The organism is Sulfitobacter sp. IGS-18, assembly GCF_059628195.1.
Genome location: NZ_CM184556.1, coordinates 3,621,284 through 3,641,999 on the forward strand (window position 1 = coordinate 3,621,284; position 20,716 = coordinate 3,641,999).

Genomic DNA, 20,716 nt, shown 5'->3' on the forward strand with positions numbered 1-20,716 from the left:
ACCTTCAGCCCAGGTAATCCCTCAGTTCCGGCGGCGGGTTGTCCATCAACGCCGCCGCCGGTTGCGGTGCCTCTGCCACGCCGCCCGCGACAAAGATCACCTCATCCGCGATCCGGCGCACATCATCGGGCGCATGGGTCACCATGATCAGTGCCGCCCCCGTTTCCGCCACAAGGTCCTGCACCAGATCCAGCATCTCGTTGCGCAGCGCCGGTCCCAAGGCAGCAAAGGGTTCGTCCAGCAACAGAAGCGGCCGTGCCTGCACCAGCACGCGCGCCAGCGCCACACGGCCTTGCTGCCCGCCGGACAGCGCGCCGGGCCGCTTGTCCGCATATGCGCTCAGCCCCACCCGCTCCAGCGCCTGCGTCACCCGGCTGCGGTCCTCCGCGCTCAGCCGCATTTCGGGGTTGATCCCCAACCCGACATTCTGCGTCACGCTCAGGTGCGGAAACAGGTTGTTGTCCTGAAACAACATCGTCATGGGCCGTGCGCCCGGGGCCGCTTGCGTGATGTCCTGCCCCCGCCAGATCAACCGCCCTGCCGTCAGCGGCACGAACCCGCCCAGCGCCCCCAGCAGCGTCGATTTTCCCGCGCCCGAAGGGCCGATCACCGCATATTTCCGACCCTGCTCAAGCGCCATGTCAGCGGACAACCGAAAACTGCCCAGCGTGATTTCCACCTTCTCAATCCGCAGCATGCCAGCGCCCTCCTCTGTCGCAAATCCAGAACACGCCCAGCGCCATGACCAGCAGCAGCACCGCCGCGCCGGCAGCCGCCTGCATCTGGTAGGACCCCATCAGCCGGTACATCTGCAAAGGCAAGGTGGCGCGGTCCGGATCGGCAAAAAGCGCAATCACGCCCAGATCCCCGATCGACAGCGCCCCCGCCAGCCCCGCCGCAAAGCCGACCTGAGGCCGCAGGCGCGGCAGGATCACCCACCGCCAGAGCGACCAGCCACGCATCTGCAGCGAAGCACTCAACCGGCCATATTCACGCAACGTGTCCCGCAGGCGCGGCACCAGGATCCGCAGCGCAAAGGGCAGGGCCATCAGTGCATTCACCAGCGCCGTTACCGGCAGCGCCAATGCCACCGGGTCCACCACCGGGTTGAGCAGGATGAACCACCCCGTCCCGATCATCAGCGGAGAGGCGGACAGGCCAAACAGGCCGATGGCTTCCACCCCACCCGACGCCCTGCCGGCGATCCAGCCCGCCATGGGCAGTGCCAGCGCCAGCAAAACCACGATGCTGAGCATGGCCACGCCCAGTGACGCCCCCGCCGCCTGCCAGACCGAAGCCGGCATCATCGGCAGCCCGGCAACGCCCCTCAGCACAACTGCCCCCAGTGGCAGCAGCAGAAAGGCCGCGCCCAGCAGGATCAATGCAACATCGCCCCAGCGCTGGATGCCGCCGCGCGCATCCCACCGGCGCGGCACCCGGTCCAGCCCGCCGCCAATGCCCACCGAAGGGATGAACCACAACGCCACCAGCGCCGCGCCGCCGGCAACAACCAGCTGAACCAGCGACAGCAACGCCGCGCGCGTCAGGTCGAAATCGTAGCGGAAGGTCTGATAGATGGCGAGTTCGATGGTTGTGGCCCTTGGCCCCCCGCCCAGGGTCAGCGCCACGGCAAAACTGGTCAGGCAGATGACAAAGATCAGCGCAAAGGCCCCCGGCGCGACCTGGCGCAACAGCGGCCATTCCAGCGTTCGCGCCACGGCGCGGGGGCTCAGATCAAGCTGCGCCACCAGCCGGAATCGCTCTGCCGGGATGGATTGCCACCCCTGCAGCAGCAGCCGCGTGGCGAGGGGCAGGTTGAAAAAGACATGCGCCAGCACCACACCGTGCAACCCATAGATCGACAGTTCCGGCAGGCCCATGGTGCCAAGCACGGTATTCAGCATGCCATTCCGGCCAAACACCGCCAGCAAGCCGATCACGGCGACAATCACCGGCAGGATAAAGGGCACCCCCAGCAGCATCACCAACATGCCATGCCCGAAGAACTGCCGCCGCGCCAGTGCCCGCGCAAGCGGCACCGCCAGCACAACGGAAAACCCGGCCGACAGCAGCGCCTGCATGACCGTGAACCGGATCGCTGCACCGTCGCCGGGGCCAAATCCCCCCGGTTCGGCACGCGAGACAATCCCGACACAGGCCGCCAGCACAACCGCCACCGTCAAACCGGCGGCGGTCATGCCCGCAATGCGCGTTACTGGGTCAGCGCGCTGCGCCATGCCTCGATCGCTTTCTCCTGCACGGCGGCGGCTTCGGTCTCATCGTAGAACAGCACCTTTTCCGGCAGATCCAGCTTGGCCCAGCCGTCCGGCCACTGGTCCTGCGGCAGTGCCGAGGGCAGCGACCAGTTGGCGGCCGGGATCAGTTTCTGGAAGATTTCAGACATCACGAAGCCCATGAACTGATCCGCCAGTTCCGGCACATCCGTATCTGCCACCTTGGCCACGGTTTCGACCATGAAATAATGCCCCTCCGGAAAGAGCGCGGCATGTTTGGTAAAGTCTTCCTCGGCAAACATGTGATAAGCGGGCGAAGTGGTATAGCTCAGCACCATGTCCGCCTCACCATCGGTGAACATCCCGTAGGAGGTCGACCAATCCTTCGTCACCGTCAGGATTTTCGGTGCCAGCTTGCCCCAGGCTTCCTGCGCCTTGTCGCCATAAACCGCCTCGACCCACAGCACCAGCGCGAGGCCCGAGATGGACGTGCGCGGGTCCTGGATCACGATCTTGACGTCATCAGGCATGTTCAGCAGATCGTCGAAGGTCGCGGGCGGGTTTTCCATCCGCGTGTCATCAAAGACAAAGGCGGTATGCCCGTAGTTGAAGGGCAGGAACACATCATCCGTCCATTCGATCGGCAGCGTCAGCGCGCTGTTGTCCTGGCCGTGCGGCGCAAAAAGCCCGGTCGCCCGCGCCTTGGCCGTCACGTCCGAGGTCAGGCCGATCACCACATCCGCCTTGGTCCGCTTGCCCTCCAGCAGCAGGCGCGGCAGCAGATCGCCGGTCGAGAATTGCAGATCGCAATCGCAGATCTTTTCAAATTCCGCCTCGATGACCGGGCCGGGGCCCCATTCGGATGTGAAATAATCGCCGGCATAGACTGTCAGCACAGGCGTCTCGGCCTGCGCGGCGGTTGCGGCAAGTGTCGCTAAAGCAGCAAAAGTTAGATGTCTCATGGCATCCTCCATCATGCGGCGTCAGAAAGCGTTGGATGGATGTCCAGACCTTCCCTCCGCCGGTGTTAACCGGTTCAGGTTCAACGGGTCAGCTTGCGCAATCTCAGCCCGATTGGGCCCCCCGAGGTGCATCAAGAGCTAGGACGCTCTTACCCGACTTGCAAGGCGAAATCCCTTGAGGCCCCTTTGCACGCCCGGTAACAGGGTCAGCAAAGGAGCGTCCCTATGTCGATCAACAGCTTTGGCCACCTTTTTCGTGTCACCACATGGGGCGAAAGCCACGGGCCCGCGCTTGGCGCCACGGTTGACGGCTGCCCCCCCGGCGTGCCGGTGGATGCGGCGATGATCCAGCACTGGCTGGACAAACGGAAACCGGGCCAGAACAAATACACCACCCAGCGCCGCGAGGCGGACGAGGTCCGCATCCTGTCCGGCGTGTTCGAAGGCGTCACGACCGGCACGCCCGTGCAGCTGATGATCGAGAATACCGACCAGCGGTCAAAGGATTACGGCGACATCAAGGACAAGTTCCGCCCGGGCCATGCCGACATCACCTATTTCCAGAAATACGGCGTACGCGACTATCGCGGCGGCGGCCGGTCCTCTGCCCGCGAAACCGCGAGCCGGGTTGCGGCGGGCGGTCTGGCCCGCGAGGCGATCAAGGCAATTGCGCCCCAGGTGCAAATCACCGGCTACATGGTGCAGATGGGCCCGCACAAGATCGACCGCGATGCCTTTGACTGGAACCAGATCGAACAAAACCCCTTCTGGGTGCCCGACGCCAAAGCCGCAATCGATTGGGCGGAATACCTCGACGGTCTGCGCAAATCGGGCAGCAGCGTCGGCGCGATCATAGAGGTCGTGGCGCGTGGCGTACCCGCGGGCCTTGGTGCGCCGGTCTATGGCAAGCTGGATACCGACCTGGCCGCCGCGATGATGAGCATCAACGCGGTCAAAGGCGTGGAGATCGGCGAGGGCATGTCGGCGGCGATGCTGACCGGTGAGCTGAACGCGGATGAGATATTTGCACCCCCTGCATCCGAAGACATCGTCGAGATCTTTTTCAAAGGTGCCAGACTGGACGCCACGGGAACATATATCATCCGACCTCAGAACGAGAACGACAAGGAACGCTGGTTCAAGGTGAAGGATCTGTTCCATTTCACCGAGGCCGAGGGCGGCATGACGCTTCAGGTCACGCGCAAGGCGCTGAACAAACGCATGATCGCAAATGGCGGCCTGCCGATCGTGAAGCGGGCGGAGCCGAGATATTCTTCCAACCACGCGGGTGGCATCCTCGGCGGGATCAGCACCGGGCAGGACATCGTGGTGCGTTTCGCGGTGAAACCGACCTCCAGCATCCTGACCACACGCAAGACCATCACCAAGACCGGCGAGGAAACCGAGATCATCACCAAGGGCCGCCACGACCCCTGTGTCGGCATCCGGGCGGTTCCGGTGGGCGAGGCGATGATGGCCTGTGTGCTGCTTGACCACATGCTGTTGCACCGGGGACAGGTGGGCGAGAACCGCGGCATCATCGGCCCGGACGCATGAGCCATTCATGAAGGTAGAAGATTTTTCCGAAAGACCCGCGCTCGGGGTTGCACTCAAGATCACCGCAATCTTTCTGTTCACCTGCATGTCGGCGATCATCAAGTCCACCTCGGACGAGATCCCGCCGGGTGAGCAGGTCTTTTTCCGCTCGCTCTTTGCGATCCCGATCATCCTGATCTGGCTGGCCCAGCGCGGACAGTTGAAGATCGGGCTCAAGGCCAGGAACCCCATGGGCCACGTCTGGCGCGGGCTGTTCGGGACCACCGCAATGGGCCTGACCTTTGCCGGGCTCGGCCTGCTGCCCCTGCCCGAAGTCACAGCCATCGGTTTCGCCACGCCGATCTTCACCGTGGTGCTGGCCGCCGTGATGCTGGGCGAACGCATTCGCCTGCTGCGCATCAGCGCCGTGGCGGTGGGATTGATTGGCGTGGTCATCATCCTGTGGCCCCGCTTTGGCAGTTCACAGCTCGACCATATGGCCACCATCGGCGCCATGCTGATCCTCGGTGCCACGATGATGCGCAGCCTCGTACAGGTGCACCTGCGCCAGCTGGTGCAGAACGAACATACCGCTGCCATCGTCTTCTACTTTTCCGCCACCGCAACCGTGCTGTCGCTGCTTACCATGCCCTTTGGCTGGGTGGTCCCGACCGGCCAGACCGCAGCGCTGCTGGTGATGGCAGGGCTGGTGGGCGGTGTTGCCCAGATCCTCGTCACCTCGTCCTACCGCTTTGGATCGGTGTCGATGCTGGCACCCTATGATTATACCTCGATGCTGTTCGCAATTGTTCTGGGCTATGTCATCTTTGGCGAACTGCCCACGATCATGATGCTGGCGGGGGCCGCGCTGGTGATCTGCGCCGGTGTCCTCGTCATCTGGCGCGAACACCAGCTCGGCATGGACCGCAGCAAGGTGCGCGCCGTGTCCGACCCCAAGTCCTGACCCCGTAAAAGGAGAGTGCCATGACCGACCAGTCCCACAAGGAAAAGATGCAGGAGCGTCAGACCGAACAGCGCAAGAAGGTGGCCGAGCTGCAGGACCCGGAAATGGGTCTGGTGCTGGTCCATACCGGCGCGGGCAAGGGCAAGTCGTCTTCCGCCTTCGGCGTGGTGTTGCGGGCGCTGGGCTGGAAACAGCGCGTTGGTGTTGTCCAGTTCATCAAGGGCAAGTGGAAAACCGGCGAGCGACTGTTCTTTGACCGTTTGGGCGGCGTCGACTGGCACACCATGGGCGAAGGCTTCACCTGGGATACGCAGGACAAGGAACGCGACATCGCCGCCGCTCAGGCCGCCTTTGCCAAGGCGCGCGAGATGATGGAAAGCGGCGATTACGATCTGGTGGTGCTGGACGAGATCAACATCGCCATGCGTTATGAATACCTGTCGGTCGAACAGGTCATCGCAGGGCTGGAGGCGCGCGACAAGCGCACCGGCGTGATCCTGACCGGGCGCGACGCCAAGCCGGAGCTGTGCGAATATGCCGATCTGGTCACCGAAATGACCGAGGTGAAACACCCCTTCAAGGCCGGGATCAAGGCGCAGAAGGGCGTCGATTTCTGATGCCCGCAGAGCAGAGCAAGGCCCAGAAGGTTGCGCTGGTTACCGGCGCTGCACGGGGAATCGGGCTGGCCACCGCAAGGCTCTTCATCGAAGAGGGCTGGCTGGTCGCGGCATTGGACCGCGATGCGGACGCATTGCAAAAGGCAGCCGCCGACCTTGGACAGGCAGCCAGCGCCTTTGTCTGCGACGTGTCGGACCCTGGCGCCGTGGACCGGACCGTCGCGGATGTGCTGTCGCGTTTCGGGCGGATCGACGCGCTGGTGAACAACGCGGGCGTGGCCGATTTCGGCCCGATCGAACAGACCGATTTCGCCCGGTGGCGCCGGGTGATGGAAACCAATCTAGACGGTGTCTTCCTGATGTCGCAGGCGGTCACCCCCGCGCTGAAGGACACAAAGGGCGCCCTGGTCAACATCGCGTCGATCTCGGGGTTGCGCGCCTCTACCCTTCGGGTCGCCTATGGCACCTCCAAGGCCGCGGTGATCCAGCTGACCAAACAGCAGGCGGCGGAACTGGGTGAATACGGCATCCGCGCCAATTGCGTCTGTCCGGGCCCGGTGCGCACCAAACTGGCGATGGCCGTGCATACCCAGGACATCATCGACGCCTACCATGACGCGATTCCGCTGAACCGCTACGGCACGGAGCGCGAGATCGCCGAAGTCATCGTATTCCTGTGCTCGGAGAAAGCCAGCTATGTCACCGGGCAGGTCATCGCCTCTGACGGCGGTTTCGAAAGCACGGGCGTCGGCCTGCCTGCGCTGCGCAAATAGGGCAGGCCAAACCGGCCCGCCCCATCTGGTATCTCGGATCGAATACTCAGATCGACGCGCCCTTGGGGTCGAGCGTGACCGAGTAAAGCTCGGTGTCTGCGCGGTCCATCAGACGCACCGTCATCTGCTGGGTCTGCGCGTCAATGTCCACGAGGCCAAAGAACTGCAAGCCGGCGCTGGGCGGCAGGTTCACCTGACCCTCTGCGGGGGCTTTCACGAACTTCAGCTCCGGCCCGAAGGTCGCGTCCAGCGCATTCGGCCCGAACGTGCCCGCATGCAGCGGCCCCGAGACGAATTCCCAGAACGGTTCAAAGTCCTGGAACTGTGCTTTGTCGGGGTTGTAGTAATGCGCCGCAGTGTAATGCACGTCAGCGGTGAACCAGACGGTGTTCTGCACCCGCGCGTTCTTGATGAAGCGCAGCAGTTCCGCGATTTCCAGCTCGCGACCGCCCGGTGCGCCGTCGTTCTTGTTGGCCACGCCTTCGATCTTTTCGCCATCGGGTACAACCAGACCAATCGGCATGTCGCAGGCGATCACCTTCCAGGTGGCGGTGGAATTGGTCAGTTCCCGCTTGAGCCATGCCATCTGTTCGGAACCCAGGATCGTGCTGTCCGCGTTGATCTCGCTTTCCTGCGATGCGCCGTTCGGGCCACGGTAGCTGCGCAGGTCCAGAAAGAACACGTCGAGCATCGGACCATAGTTGATCTTGCGGTAAACGCGGTTCGGCTCTGCCGGGGTGATCCGCAGCGGCGTCATCTCGTGGAACGCCTGGGCAGCGCGGGCGGCCAGGACATGCACGGATTTCTCGGTATAGCGGTCATCGGCGGTCAGGTCCTTGGACGCCGACCAGTTGTTGACGACCTCATGGTCGTCCCACTGCATGAAGGTCGGCACCTGCGCGTTCAATGCACGCACATGTTCGTCCAGCATGTTGTATTTCCACTGGCCGCGATATTCGTCCAGCGTTTCGGCAACCTTGCGCTTTTCATCGGGCAGAACCACGTTCTTCCACTTACCACCGTCAGGCAGGTCGACCTCGTCCTGCATCGGGCCATCGGCATAGATCGTGTCGCCGGAATGCAGGAAGAAATCAGGCGTATGGCGCGCCATCGTCGCATAGGTGCGCATGCCATTCGCGTCGATGCCCCAGCCCTGACCGGCCGTGTCGCCCGACCAGGCAAAACGCACATCGCGGCGTGCGGTCGGCGCGGTGCGGAACCGCCCCACCAGGGGTTCGGAGGTCACGTTGAGGTCGGTCAGATCGGCGGCGGTGAACCGGTAAAAGATATCCTGGTCGCTCGGCAGGTCCTGCAGCAACCGCTTGACCGCCATGTCATGCCCCGGCACCGCGTCCATGCTGGGCAGCTGACGTGCATTGGCAAAGCTCTCCGTGGTCGAAACCTCGACCATCACCCGCGAGGGGCGGTCGGTGCGCGTCCAGATCATACCGGAATTCGTGTCCACATCCCCTGACTGAACGCCATGGGTGAATACGGGCCGGGAGGACGCGCGGCTGATTGCGGGCATTGCAAGCGTTGCGGCAAAGGCGGCGGACCCCGCCAGCACGGAGCGGCGGGTGGGGCGCAGGAGTCTGGTCATGGATGGGTTTTCCCTGTCTGGATGAATTCTGCGCCACTCAAACCGCAGTCGCGTAACGGTCTGCCGACAGTTTCGTGACAAGTTTTTCAAGGTTTCATGACAGCAACCGACACATCCGTTCCCACCGGGGTCCCTGCGGGTAACCGCCCTGCACCTGCCGGTTTCAGCCCGGGCCAATTCGCCGGGGATTCCCGTGATTGGGGAAATTTCGTGTAACCTTTGCGCAGGGCCCAGGCGAATCTCGCCCGAGGCCCCTAATCCTAGGGAGGAAACCATGACAAGAATGATGACCGTGACACTGGCCGCGCTGGTGCTGGGGGCGACTGCGAGTTTCGCGCAGGATTGCGCGCCTTCGAAATGGGGTGCGGATGACACGATCGGTTCCGCCAACCTGGTGACGCCGGAACGCACGCTGGAGGCGGCCAAACTGATCAAACAGGGCAAATCCATGCCGCTGGGCATCACCATCGGCCCGGACACGCCGGCCTTTCCGCCCCGGTCGCTGAACCTGCAGGTGGTGCAACCCAACCAGCAGGGCGGGCAGAAGCTGACCAGCTTCGGCTACGAGGGCAACTACAACGACGATATCCTGCAAACCTGGATCGGCATCGGCTCGCAACTGGACGGGCTGGGGCATCTGGGCGAAGGCGGGCATTACTACAACTGCCTCGACGAAAAGGAGATTTCCGCCATCACCGGCCTGACCAAACTGGGCACCCATGATGTGCCGCCACTGGTCGGGCGGGCTGTGATCATCGACATGGCGAAACACCTCGGCAAGGAGGTCATGGAAGCCGGGGAACACTTCGGATCAACAGAAATCAAGGCCGCCGCCGAGGCACAGGGTGTCACCATGGGTGAGGGTGACATCATCCTGTTTCACACCGGCTGGACCGAAGGCATGCTGGAAAGCGACCCGATGCTATGGGGCAGCGCCGAACCCGGCCTGACCAACGAAGGCGCGGTCTATCTCGCCTCGCTCAACCCGATGGCGGTGGGCGCGGACACCTGGGGGCTGGACGCGATCCCCGCCGCAGAAGGAGACAAGGTGTTCTACGGCCATGTCACCCTGCTCAAGGACAACGGGATCTATATTCTGGAAACCATGAATGTCGGCCCGCTGCTGCGTGATGGGGTGAACGAGTTCATGTTTGTGCTGGGCCAGCCCCGGATCAAGGGAACGGTGCAGGCAATGGTCAATCCTGTCGCGCTGTACTGAACCTCTGGGCGGGACCCCGGGGTCCCGCCTCTGCTTTGGGCTATCTCAGCTGCGGACCAGCTTTTCGTAGCTTTCCGCGATTTCGCGGGTCATCGCGCCGACTTCAAAGGTATAATCGCCGATCTGTCCCACCGGGGTCACTTCGGCTGCCGTGCCGGTCAGCCAGCATTGTTCGAAGCCTTCCAACTCTTCCGGCATGATATGGCGCTCATGCACCGCAATGCCCTTGTCCTTGAGCATTCCGATCACCGTCTGGCGCGTGATCCCGTTAAGGAAGCAATCCGCGTCAGGCGTATGCACCTCGCCGTCCTTGACGAAAAAGATGTTGGCACCCGTCGCCTCGGCCACGTAGCCCCGATAATCCATGAACAAGGCGTCGGAACATCCTTTGGCCTCAGCCGCGTGTTTGGACATGGTGCAGATCATGTAAAGGCCCGCCGCCTTGGCATGGACGGGGATCGTCTCGGGGCTGGGACGTTTCCATTTGGAGATATCGAGCTTTGCGCCCTTCATCTTGGCGTCGCCGTAATAGGCACCCCATTCCCAGGCAGCAATCGCCAGCCGGACAGGGTTGCGGGCCGAAGCGACCCCCATGTCGTCGCCCGCGCCGCGCCAGGCCACCGCACGGACATAGGCATCCGTCAGACCGGATACTTTCAGAACCTCGGCCTTGGCGGCCTCGATCTCGTCCACGGAGTACGGGATTTCGAAATCAATCATCTCGGCAGAGCGTTTCAAACGCTCCGAATGGGCGCGGCTCTTGAAGATCTTGCCGCCATAAGCACGCTCCCCCTCGAAGACGGAAGAGGCATAATGCATCGCATGGGTCAGGATATGCACATTGGCCTGGCGCCAATCGACCATCTTGCCATCCATCCAGATGTGACCATCCCGGTCATCATAGGCACCTACCATTTTTTCACCCCTTGATTGAATAATGTTGCGCGACAAGGCCCGCGTCGGACACTTTATGTCGTGAAAGTTGTGGATGACTATCGTTTCGCTCTTGGAGTGTCAACAAGGCTGACGTAATATGCCCCCTCAAAGGCAAAGAGGTACATCATGGCGGACGGACGCGCCCCAACAGGGATCGGTGGCGAGAACCTGCTGTTTCTGACGGACGAACAACTGCGCCAGGGGAGCGAGGCGATGTTCTTCGCCTATCGCGGCTTCACCGCCGATCCCGACCGAATTCTGATGGATCTGGCCTATGGCCGGGCGCATCACCGGGCGATCCACTTCATCAACCGGGCGCCGGGCACCACGGTGAACAACCTGCTGAACATCCTTGGCGTTACGAAACAGTCACTGAACCGTGTGTTGCGGACCCTGATCGCGGATGGTCTGGTGGAAAGCAAGGTAGGACGGAACGATAAACGTGAACGCCATCTGCACCTGACCGACGCAGGCAAGGCCCTGGAACGGCAGTTGTCCGATGCGCAGCGCGCCCGGTTGCGGGCTGCCTTCAGGGAAGCGGGGCCAGAAGCGGTCGCAGGGTTCCGCAAGGTGTTGGAGGCGATGATGGACCCAGAGATGCGTGCAAGCTATGCGCGGCTGCGCGAGACCGGGGGATGACCGCCATGGACGCCCATCTGCTGATCGTCGATGACGATGAACGCATTCGCACCCTGCTGAAGAAATTCCTGATGCGGCACGGATTCCTGGTGACCGCCGCGCGGGACGCCGCCCATGCGCGGCGCATCCTGTCGGGGCTGGATTTCGACCTGATCGTGCTGGACGTGATGATGCCCGGCGAGGACGGTCTTACCCTCACGGCCTCGCTGCGCGAAACCCGGCAGACCCCGATCCTGCTGCTGACGGCCAAGGGCGAGACCGGGAACCGGATCGAAGGGCTGGAGGCAGGGGCGGATGATTACCTCGCCAAGCCGTTCGAGCCGAAGGAGCTGCTGCTGCGGATCAACGCGATCCTGCGCCGGATGCCCGAGACCCGGCCGGAGGATACCGCGCCCAAGGTTCTGTCGCTGGGCCACAACCGCTACGACATGGAGCGCGGCGAGCTGTGGCAGGGCGACGAGCTGGTCCGGCTGACGGCGACCGAGGTGCAGCTGATGCGGATATTTGCCGCTCAGCCCGGCGAACCGATGAGCCGTGCACGCCTGGTCGAGGAACTGGGCCGTGACCGGGGTCAGGCCCAGGAACGCGCGGTGGATGTGCAGATCACCCGGCTGCGGCGCAAGATCGAGGTGAACCCCAAGCAGCCGCAATACCTGCAGACAGTGCGCGGCGCGGGCTACATGCTGGCCCCTGACTGACGCGCTTGTTGCAACCGCCGGGGCTGTGTGCCCCCAGAATATTTTTGCCAAAAAGAAGCGGGGGCATGGCTGGCAGCCATCGGCGATCATCGCTATTGTGCCGCAACCTATGATCAGTGAGGCTCCGATGTCCGACACACCCGTTGAAGAAATGAGTTTTGAAACCGCCATGGCGGAGTTGGAGAAGGTCCTGGGCCAACTGGAGCGTGGCGATGTCGCGCTGGACGAGAGTATCGCGCTCTATGAGCGCGGCGCCGCCCTGAAAGCTCGCTGCGAGGCAAAGCTGAAAGAAGCCGAGGAAAAGGTTGCCGCAATCACGCTGGATGGCGATGGCAACCCCACCGGTGTCAAGGCGGTCGAAGGCCTGTAGCTGCGGTGTTCCAAAGCAGGCTCTCCGAGGCGGCGGATGCCGTGGCACAGCACTTTGAGCGGGTGTTGGGGTCATTTGACGATCTGCCTTTTGTCATGGCGATGGGTCATGCCACCCGTGGCGGCAAGTGTCTGCGCGGATTTCTGGTGCTGGAATCGGCCCGGCTGCACGGGATATCCCCCGAGCAAGCGATCTGGCCTGCCACTGCGATCGAAGCGCTGCATGCCTATAGTCTGGTACATGACGATCTGCCCTGCATGGATGACGATGATCTGCGGCGCGGCGCGCCGACGGTGCATGTCGCCTGGAACGAGGCGACAGCCGTTCTGGCCGGTGATGCGTTGCAATCCCTGGCCTTCGAACTGGTCACCCATCCCGATGCGGGCAATGACAGCGCCCGCATGGAACTGGCGCGCACCCTCGCGCAGGCTGCCGGCGCGCGGGGCATGGTGCTGGGCCAGGCGCTGGATATCGCGGCGGAAACAGCCCTGTCTCCGCTCACGCTTGATCAGATCACCGCATTGCAGCAGGGCAAGACCGGCGCACTGTTCGGCTGGTCCGCCATGGCCGGGCCGCGGATGGCGGGCGCAGATGCCGCACCGCTGGCGGCCTATTCCGGTGCGCTTGGTCTTGCCTTTCAGATCGCAGATGACATTCTGGACGTCGAGGGTGATGCCGCTACCGTCGGCAAGGCCACCGGCAAGGATGCCAGGGCAGGCAAGGCCACATTCGTGTCCCTGCTGGGCCTTGAAGAAGCCAGACAGCGTGCCCAGGATCTGGTGCAATCAGCCTGTGATGCGCTTGACGTATATGGCAAAGACGCCGAGACGCTGCGGGACGCCGCGCGTTTTGCCGTCACCCGCAGGAATTGACAGAGGGGGCAGACATGCCTGACCAACCCGCCACACCGCTGCTGGACAAGATCAAGCGCCCTGCTGACATGCACGGGCTGACCGATACCCAGCTCATTCAGCTTGCCCGCGAGGTCCGGGCCGAGACCGTCTCTGCCGTCTCCGAAACGGGCGGACACCTGGGCGCCGGGCTGGGCGTGGTTGAGCTGACGGTCGCATTGCACGCGGTCTTTGACACCCCCCGTGACAAGATCATCTGGGACGTGGGCCACCAGTGCTATCCACACAAGATCCTGACGGAGCGGCGTGACCGCATCCGCACCCTGCGCCAAAAGGACGGGCTGAGCGGGTTCACCAAGCGCAGCGAATCTCCCTATGACCCCTTTGGCGCGGCGCATAGTTCGACCTCGATCAGCGCGGCGCTCGGCTTTGCCGTGGCGCGTGATCTGGGCGGTGTGGTGCCCGAAGGTCTGGGCGATGCGATTGCGGTAATCGGCGACGGGGCGATGTCGGCCGGTATGGCCTATGAGGCGATGAACAACGCAGGTCACCTGAAAAAGCGCCTGATCGTGATCCTCAACGACAACGAGATGTCCATCGCCCCGCCGGTGGGCGCGATGTCCAGCTATCTCAGCCGCCTTTATGCCGAAGAACCGTTCCAGGATTTCAAGGCGGCGGCCAAGGGCGCGGTCAGCCTGCTGCCCTATCCGTTCCGTGAGGGCGCGAAACGCGCCAAGGACATGCTCAAGGGCATGGCTGTGGGCGGCACCCTGTTCGAACAGCTGGGCTTTTCCTATCTCGGCCCCATCGACGGGCATGACATGAACCAGTTGCTGCCGGTGCTGCGCACGGTCAGGGCGCGGGCGACGGGGCCGATCCTGATCCATGTGCTGACCAAGAAGGGCAAGGGATACGCCCCTGCGGAAAACGCGCGGGACAAGGGGCACGGCGTGTCCAGGTTCAATGTCGTCACCGGCGAACAGAAAAAGGCACCTTCCAACGCGCCCAGCTATACTTCGGTCTTTGCCAAGACCCTGTTGGAGGAAGCGGCAGAGGACGACAAGATCTGCGCCGTGACCGCTGCGATGCCGGATGGCACCGGGCTGAACCTTTTCGCCGAACGCTATCCGTCGCGCTGCTTTGACGTGGGCATCGCCGAACAGCATGGAGTGACCTTTTCTGCCGCGCTTGCTGCCGGCGGGATGCGGCCCTTCTGCACGATGTATTCGACCTTCCTGCAACGCGGGTACGACCAGGTGGTGCATGACGTGGCGATCCAGCGCCTGCCGGTCCGCTTTGCCATCGACCGCGCGGGTCTGGTGGGGGCTGACGGGGCGACTCATGCGGGCGCATTCGATGTGGCCTACCTTGCCAACCTGCCCGGCTTTGTCGTCATGGCCGCCGCGGACGAGGCGGAGCTGAAACACATGGTCGCCACGGCGGCTGCCCATGACGACGGGCCCATCGCCTTTCGTTTTCCCCGTGGCGAGGGCAACGGCGTGGACATGCCGGAGCGCGGCAAACCGCTTGAGATCGGCAAGGGCCGGATGATCCGGCAGGGCAGCCGCGTGGCGCTGCTGTCCTTCGGCACCCGGCTGGCCGAGGTCGAAAAAGCCGCCGAGGCGCTGGCGGCCAAGGGGATCACCCCCACCATCGCCGATGCACGTTTCGCCAAACCGCTGGACCGCGACCTGATCCTGTCCCTGGCGGCGGATCACGAAGCGCTGATCACCATCGAGGAAGGTGCCGTCGGTGGTTTTGGCAGCCATGTGGCGCAATTGCTGGCGGAGGAAGGTGTCTTTGACAAGGGGCTGAAATACCGCTCCATGGTCTTGCCCGACATCTTCATCGACCAGGCCTCACCGGCAGATATGTATGCGGTTGCGGGTATGAACGCCGAACAGATCGAGGCCAAGGTACTGGATGTTCTGGGCGTGACCCGGATCGGGGTGCAGCGGGCCTGAGGCCGCGCAGCAGCTACTTGGCCTTCTGCTGCTCCAGCAACCGGTCAAGGCGTTCCTCGATCGCGATCAGGCGCTCGTTTACGCTGTCCCGGTAGGCACCGGTTTCGGCATTCTCTTCCTCATGGTGGGCGTCCTGCATGGAGTTCACGATCAGACCGACCAGCAGGTTCACCACCGCGAATGTCGTCACCATGATGAAGGGGATGAAGAACAGCCATGCCAGCGGATAGACCTCCATCACCGGGCGGACGATGCCCATGGACCAGCTTTCCAGGGTCATGATCTGGAACAGGGAATAACCGGATCGGCCCAGGGTGCCGAACCATTCGGGAAAGCTGTAGGCAAAGAGCTTGGTCGCGATGACCGCACCGATGTAAAAGATCAGCGCCATCAGGGAAAAGACGGATGCCATGCCCGGCAGGGCGGTGATGAACCCCTCGACCACCCGGCGCAGGCGCGGCGCGGCAGAGACCAGCCGCAGCACCCGCAGGATACGCAGGGCCCGCAGCGCGCTGAAACCCTGCGCCGCCGGAACCAGTGAGACACCGACAATCACGAAATCGAAGATGTTCCAGCCATCACGGAAAAACCGGAAGCGGTGAACGACGAGTTTCAGCAGCAGTTCGACGACGAAGACCGCCAGGCAGAGCTTGTCCAGCAACACGATCAGCCCGCCTGCATGGGCCATCGCAACCTGTGAGGTTTCCAACCCCAGCAGGATCCCGTTGAAGATGATGACCCCCATGATGAAACTGCTGAAACGCGGTGCTTCGACAAAGGATTTCAAGTTCATTTTCTGCGGCCTGCCTCAATCTTTGGACCCTATATGGAGCCTGGTCACGATGCGAACAAGGGACGAAGCGTCACGGCCAGAACGACAGGATGGCACCCGCCGATATGGCGATCATGATGTAGCCCAAAAGCACGTAAACGCCGTCTTTGGTGTACAGGCCATAGGCCAGCAAGGCGACGGTTCCGCCGCCGATGGAGGACACCATGGGCAGCACCTCAAGCGGCGGCCAGCCCAGCGGGATCACGGCGCAGGCCGCCAGAGTGACCCAGCGCATCGGCCCCCGGGTCAGGAACATCAGGCGCTGGTGGGAATGCCTGTCCAGAAAGGCACAGGGTTTGCGCATCCAGGAAACGGCCTTGCGCAGCTTGCCGCTCGCGATGGTGCGGCGCAGCAGGAAATCGGGCAGCCACAGGCGGCGGCGTCCGGACAAGGCCTGCACCGCCATGATCACGATGATCGACGCGGCAATGGTGGGCATGCCGGGAATGCCGGAGATCGGGGACACCAGCAGAACCCCGATCAGCAGGATGAAGGGCGTGATGGTGCGGTCGCCGAATTCGGTCAGCACATCCTGCACCGACACGGTATCGCGGCGCGCAGCATGATCCATGCCGTCCAGAAGATGACTTAACGTTTGGTTCTTGTCGTCTGTATCGGCGGTTTCAGGATCAGATGTCATTCTTGAGCATTGCAGCGAGTCCGGTGCGGTAGTTCGGGAATTGGGGGTCCCAGCCTAACGCCTGCTTTGCGTGATCGTTCCGCACCTTCTTGCTCTCGGCGTAGAAACTGCGCGCCATGGGCGTCATTTCCGCCGTCTCGAAATCCTCTGCCGGGGGCAGCGGCAGGCCCAGAAGCTCTGCTGCATGGCCGATCACGTCCTGCGGAGGCGCCGGGTCGTCGTCGCACAGGTTATAGATCGCGCCCGGATCGGGCCGGGCGATTGACAGGACCAGCGCCTGCGCGATGTCTTCCACATGGATACGCGAAAACACCTGCCCCTTTTTGATGATGCGCCGGGCGGTGCCACGGCGCACCTTGGCAAAGGGCCCCCTGCCCGGTCCATAGATCCCCGCCAGCCGGAAAATGTGCAGCGGCAGGTCAGGGATCGCCTGCCAGGCAGCTTCGGCCTCTACCCGTGCCTGACCGCGCTTTGTGGCGGGGGTCAGGGGTGTCTGCTCGTCCACCCAAGCGCCCTTGTGATCGCCGTAAACGCCGGTGGTCGACAGGTACCCCAGCCAGCGCAGGCGTGGCGCAATTGCCGCGATGTCAGGACCAAGTGCTGCCAGCACCGGGTCACCTTCGGGCCCCGGCCCCGCCGACACCAGGACATGCCGGACCTCATGCAGGAGCGGGCGCAGATCGGTGCCCGGCCACAACAGCGGTTCCACACCGGTGCGGGCAATTTCATCCTGTTTCTCCGCGCTGCGGGTCGTGCCGATGACCCGCCAGCCCTGCGGGATCAGGCGCGCCGCCAGCGCCCGCGCGGAATAGCCGTGGCCAAGTGAAAGAAGGGTGTTGTCCATCTGCGCAACCTGCACCCGAACCCGCGTCAGAACAAGGGCTCAGCCCTGAAGGCGCAGGAAGTCGATATAGCCAAAGGTCGGCCCGGCCCATTGCCGGGACTTGCGCATCCGGCCGCTGCCGGTTTCCACCCAGTACTCATTGGTGAAACTGGCCTGACCATTGGAACAATCTTCGCGCATCCGGTAGGTTGAGATCCGCTGATCCACGATCTGGATGGTTTCGCGCCCCAATTGGGTCATGTCGCAGGAGAAAGCGACCGTCTGCGCTGTCCCGTTCGTGCGGTCGATGGTGATCAGGCGCTGACCGCCCCCACCCTGCCCGTCAAACCCGGCAAAGGCTGCCTCCGCCTCGGCAGAGCGTATGTCGCCGCCCAGCCCCTTGGTGCCCACCAGAACGCCGTTGCGCAGGATCACCTGCGCATCATCCGACGATTGCCAGACCTCGATTGTGCCGGGATTGCTGTCGTCGCGGCGGGCAATCAAGCGCAGGAAATCCTGCGCCTGCGTATTGTCGGGGATCACCTGCATCACCGGACCGGGGGTCTGGTTCAACTGCTTGCGGGTCACGTCGATACGAATGGGCGGGCCAGCGGGGGCACCGGCGCCTGCAGCCCTGGACTTGATCGAATCGAACAATGCCCGGGACGCGGCAAGGGCAGGATCACCGCCGTTGGGGTTGCTGCTGCACCCCGCAAGGGCAAGGGCAGAGACCATCACCATCAAAGAGATCGCACGCATCATTCCCAAACCCTCGACCATTCGCTCTCGATTGCATCGCGATGGCCCGACCGGACCTGTTCATAGAGCCTTCCCGGAACGTTCAGACGCGCGCCACCGTCCCGCTGGATCGGCCGGATGGTGGTATTGACCGTCCGCGTGCCGGGGGTACCCAGGAACCAGCTGACCGGGATGGTCAGGTTGATGCCCTTGTCGAATGACCCTTCGCCAAACTCGGCCGAGGAGACGTTTGTAAGGGTAAAGAACCCGCCGATGCGCCAGCCGTTCGAGAATTCGCGGGTCACGGTCACCGTGCCACCGACATCACCTGCCAGGTAACGACCCACATCGACCTGCCCCAGGTAACCACCGCCAAAATCATAATAGGCCGAGGCATGACCGGTGGCGACGCCGTAGCTTTGGAAACCCAGGCCGCCGTAATCGCGCTGCTTGACGTAATTTGCCTCGACCCCCAGTGCCAGACGGCTTGCCACCGGCTTCCAAAGGACCTCGGCAGAAATCCCGCCGAACATCCGTTCGAGGTAACCAGCGGTCACCCGGGCATAGACATCGTTGCCGGGTTTCCACTGGCGCAGGACATAGAGGTTCTCAAGGCTGGTATCACCGGCCCGCGCGTAAAGGATGCCGTCGGTCCGTACCCGCGCCAGCTGCGAGTTGCTGAGCCTTGCGCTGTCACCGACGTTGCCGAACAGGCGGTGTTTGACCAGGCCGCCGATTTCCCAGCCCGGTGCCGGGCGGTACTTGAAATCCGCCCTCAGGCCGGCATCGACACGCACCGGATTGTCGGGGTCGAAATAACTCGGATCGGCATAGGGTCCGAACGACCAGGAGAAGTCGGGATAAAGATCGGCATTGACCGCCGCACCCGGCAGATCGGGCGACGCGGCACCGAAACCGGTCACCGCCAGCAGGGCATCTGCGGCCTGCGGATCAAATTCAAGCGCTTCCAGATCGGACCGGCGCATGATCACCGCCGATTGCGCCAGCCCTTCCTGCATCGGCACGATGCGGAACGTCTCGACAGAGGCGGGCAGGACCTGCGCCATCGCCCGCGCGGCACGCCCGATTGCAACGGACATGGCACGATAGGTCCCGTTGCGCATCCGCAGTTCCGCGCTCGACGCCGAGACCTTCAGCGATACAAGGGTCAGCCCGTAATCTTCCAGAACCGGCTTCAGCCTGTCACGCATGGTCTGCGCCGCATTCTGGTTTTGCGACCAGGCGGTGTCATAGGCCTGCGGCTGCGCTGCCCGGCTTGGGCGTGGCTCGATCGGAGCGGTCGGCAGCACCCGTGTCGGGGTTGGCGGTTGTTTCGGGTTGAACTGCAACTGCGCGTTGAAGCCGAATTCGGAACCGTAAAGATAATAGGCCCCGAACCGCAACCGGTCCGAATACTGGTATTCTGCGCCAAAGTTGAAACGCGACTTGCGGGTAAAGACACTGCGCGTGACCGTTTCGGCCTCATAGGCATCGGAACTGTATTCCGCCTTCAGCCCCCAACGGTCGTTGATCTGCCATTCAACCCCGGCAAAGGGGGCGGCATCGCCACGGAACCACTGATCGAAAGACGGGCTGCCCCCGCGGCTTTGGGCGTCGAATGCGGGGCGCGGCCCACCAAAGGGCGCACCAATTGAGCCTGAGCTGCCCAACCGGCCCCAGCCCAGACCCGCCGTCACCTTGAAGGCGCCGGGAATGCTACCGATATTGTCAAAGGTCTTGGTCGCCACGACATATTCGCCGGCATAGATACCGGTGCCTGCGAAATCCTGCAGGCCGACCGTGATGGCGGGCCAGATCCGGCCTTCCTTGCGCACCTGGTAGCGCAGGTCGAAACTGCGGTCGCGATAGGTTTCAAAGCCGTCGGTGTTCCAGTCCTGGATGCCGACATACCGGAAACTGGCCGAAAGGCGCGGTGTGGCCTGGAAGGTCAGCGTGGTCCGGGTGATTCCGCCAAAGTTGGAGACGCCGACCGTGATCTGCCCGTCGGGCAGGACCTCGCCTGTCGGCATGTCGATCAGACCGGGAGAGCCGTAAAAATTCAGCGTCGGCCGATCCGGGACAGCGAAGATATCATAGGTGTCATCGGCAAGGACCGGCTGCGCCAGCATTCCGGCCGAGATGGAGAGCGCAAGGCAGGTTCCCCTGACCGGCGCAGACCGCCAGGCCCCTGTAGTGGCTTTCCCGTTTACCTGCGACACGCTGTTGTCCTCTTTCTGAGACACCTTAGCTGGTTCTGCCAACCACAATCCCAGAAATCAACCATTCCCCCGCAGGCTGGGACAGCCACAAGGGGATAGAG

The 20,716-nt window shown here is 63.1% G+C and carries 20 protein-coding genes and 1 riboswitch; of the genes, 10 read left to right on the top strand and 10 right to left on the bottom strand.

Translation table 11 applies throughout. From position 1 onward, the window contains the following. Positions 1 to 4 precede the first annotated feature (4 nt). The 3 genes from ACWNZ3_RS17600 to ACWNZ3_RS17610 are packed head-to-tail and all read right to left on the bottom strand — an operon-like array spanning position 5 to position 3,196. Entirely contained in the window at positions 5 to 697 is a 693-nt protein-coding gene (locus tag ACWNZ3_RS17600) for a thiamine ABC transporter ATP-binding protein (protein ID WP_496900716.1), read from the bottom strand. Beyond that, positions 684 to 2,237 carry a thiamine/thiamine pyrophosphate ABC transporter permease ThiP gene (locus tag ACWNZ3_RS17605; RefSeq protein ID WP_496900717.1) on the bottom strand — a complete coding sequence of 518 codons (1,554 nt, stop codon included), beginning with the start codon at positions 2,235 to 2,237 and terminating at the stop codon, positions 684 to 686. Before ACWNZ3_RS17605 ends, ACWNZ3_RS17600 begins: the two co-directional genes overlap by 14 nt. Next, entirely contained in the window at positions 2,213 to 3,196 is a 984-nt protein-coding gene (locus ACWNZ3_RS17610; RefSeq protein WP_496900718.1) for a thiamine ABC transporter substrate-binding protein, read from the bottom strand. Before ACWNZ3_RS17610 ends, ACWNZ3_RS17605 begins: the two co-directional genes overlap by 25 nt. Positions 3,197 to 3,230: 34 nt before the next feature. Beyond that, positions 3,231 to 3,330, bottom strand: a riboswitch (TPP riboswitch). A 91-nt stretch (positions 3,331 to 3,421) separates the two neighbouring features. Here ACWNZ3_RS17610 and aroC point away from each other — a divergent pair. From aroC to ACWNZ3_RS17630, 4 genes are read left to right on the top strand one after another with little or no spacing between them, the layout of a single operon-like run. Further along, positions 3,422 to 4,753 (top strand): chorismate synthase, encoded by a 1,332-nt coding sequence (gene aroC, locus ACWNZ3_RS17615; RefSeq protein WP_496900719.1) that lies wholly within the window; start codon positions 3,422 to 3,424, stop codon positions 4,751 to 4,753. A gap of 7 nt (positions 4,754 to 4,760) precedes the next feature. Further along, entirely contained in the window at positions 4,761 to 5,696 is a 936-nt protein-coding gene (locus ACWNZ3_RS17620; protein ID WP_269362610.1) for a DMT family transporter, read from the top strand. Between the two features lie 20 nt (positions 5,697 to 5,716). After that, positions 5,717 to 6,313, top strand: a complete 597-nt coding sequence (gene cobO / locus ACWNZ3_RS17625) for a cob(I)yrinic acid a,c-diamide adenosyltransferase (RefSeq protein WP_274573656.1) — start codon at positions 5,717 to 5,719, stop codon at positions 6,311 to 6,313. After that, the gene (locus tag ACWNZ3_RS17630) at positions 6,313 to 7,086 is read left to right on the top strand and encodes an SDR family NAD(P)-dependent oxidoreductase (protein WP_496900720.1); all 774 of its coding nucleotides are present in this window, start codon (positions 6,313 to 6,315) and stop codon (positions 7,084 to 7,086) included. Before cobO ends, ACWNZ3_RS17630 begins: the two co-directional genes overlap by 1 nt. A gap of 46 nt (positions 7,087 to 7,132) precedes the next feature. On the opposite strand, the gene ACWNZ3_RS17635 is transcribed toward ACWNZ3_RS17630, so the two are convergent. Then, positions 7,133 to 8,686, bottom strand: a complete 1,554-nt coding sequence (locus tag ACWNZ3_RS17635) for an alkaline phosphatase D family protein (RefSeq protein ID WP_496900721.1) — start codon at positions 8,684 to 8,686, stop codon at positions 7,133 to 7,135. Positions 8,687 to 8,960: 274 nt separating this feature from the next. Here ACWNZ3_RS17635 and ACWNZ3_RS17640 point away from each other — a divergent pair, with 274 nt between their 5' ends. After that, positions 8,961 to 9,905, top strand: a complete 945-nt coding sequence (locus tag ACWNZ3_RS17640) for a cyclase family protein (protein ID WP_496900722.1) — start codon at positions 8,961 to 8,963, stop codon at positions 9,903 to 9,905. Between the two features lie 45 nt (positions 9,906 to 9,950). Here the strand turns inward: ACWNZ3_RS17640 and ACWNZ3_RS17645 are convergent, their stop codons facing one another. After that, positions 9,951 to 10,820: a branched-chain amino acid aminotransferase gene (locus tag ACWNZ3_RS17645; RefSeq protein ID WP_496900723.1), complete on the bottom strand. Its 870-nt coding sequence runs from the start codon at positions 10,818 to 10,820 to the stop codon at positions 9,951 to 9,953. Positions 10,821 to 10,967: 147 nt separating this feature from the next. Between ACWNZ3_RS17645 and ACWNZ3_RS17650 the strand changes: the two genes are divergently transcribed. The 5 genes from ACWNZ3_RS17650 (at position 10,968) to dxs (ending at position 15,363) form a co-directional block, all read left to right on the top strand. After that, positions 10,968 to 11,480: a MarR family winged helix-turn-helix transcriptional regulator gene (locus ACWNZ3_RS17650; protein WP_114273858.1), complete on the top strand. Its 513-nt coding sequence runs from the start codon at positions 10,968 to 10,970 to the stop codon at positions 11,478 to 11,480. Next, positions 11,477 to 12,178, top strand: a complete 702-nt coding sequence (locus ACWNZ3_RS17655) for a response regulator (protein WP_269362602.1) — start codon at positions 11,477 to 11,479, stop codon at positions 12,176 to 12,178. Before ACWNZ3_RS17650 ends, ACWNZ3_RS17655 begins: the two co-directional genes overlap by 4 nt. A 127-nt stretch (positions 12,179 to 12,305) precedes the next feature. Further along, a complete protein-coding gene (locus tag ACWNZ3_RS17660; RefSeq protein WP_269362601.1) occupies positions 12,306 to 12,548 on the top strand; it encodes an exodeoxyribonuclease VII small subunit in 243 nt (80 codons plus the stop codon). Positions 12,549 to 12,553: 5 nt separating this feature from the next. Then, positions 12,554 to 13,420, top strand: a complete 867-nt coding sequence (locus tag ACWNZ3_RS17665) for a polyprenyl synthetase family protein (RefSeq protein ID WP_496900724.1) — start codon at positions 12,554 to 12,556, stop codon at positions 13,418 to 13,420. Between the two features lie 14 nt (positions 13,421 to 13,434). Beyond that, positions 13,435 to 15,363: a 1-deoxy-D-xylulose-5-phosphate synthase gene (gene dxs / locus ACWNZ3_RS17670; RefSeq protein ID WP_496900725.1), complete on the top strand. Its 1,929-nt coding sequence runs from the start codon at positions 13,435 to 13,437 to the stop codon at positions 15,361 to 15,363. 13 nt (positions 15,364 to 15,376) lie between these two features. Here dxs and ACWNZ3_RS17675 read toward each other — a convergent pair whose 3' ends face one another. The 5 genes from ACWNZ3_RS17675 to ACWNZ3_RS17695 form a co-directional block, all read right to left on the bottom strand. Next, positions 15,377 to 16,156, bottom strand: a complete 780-nt coding sequence (locus ACWNZ3_RS17675) for an ion transporter (protein WP_496900726.1) — start codon at positions 16,154 to 16,156, stop codon at positions 15,377 to 15,379. Positions 16,157 to 16,226: 70 nt separating this feature from the next. Next, a complete protein-coding gene (locus tag ACWNZ3_RS17680; protein WP_269362594.1) occupies positions 16,227 to 16,835 on the bottom strand; it encodes an exopolysaccharide biosynthesis protein in 609 nt (202 codons plus the stop codon). Then, complete coding sequence (locus ACWNZ3_RS17685; RefSeq protein ID WP_496900727.1) at positions 16,825 to 17,679, bottom strand: SDR family oxidoreductase; 855 nt, start codon at positions 17,677 to 17,679, stop codon at positions 16,825 to 16,827. The genes ACWNZ3_RS17680 and ACWNZ3_RS17685 overlap by 11 nt, the downstream gene beginning before the upstream one ends. A 39-nt stretch (positions 17,680 to 17,718) precedes the next feature. Further along, the gene (locus ACWNZ3_RS17690; protein WP_274573649.1) at positions 17,719 to 18,420 is read right to left on the bottom strand and encodes a YjbF family lipoprotein; all 702 of its coding nucleotides are present in this window, start codon (positions 18,418 to 18,420) and stop codon (positions 17,719 to 17,721) included. Then, a complete protein-coding gene (locus ACWNZ3_RS17695; RefSeq protein WP_496900728.1) occupies positions 18,417 to 20,615 on the bottom strand; it encodes a YjbH domain-containing protein in 2,199 nt (732 codons plus the stop codon). The genes ACWNZ3_RS17690 and ACWNZ3_RS17695 overlap by 4 nt, the downstream gene beginning before the upstream one ends. Between the last annotated feature and the right edge of the window lie 101 nt (positions 20,616 to 20,716).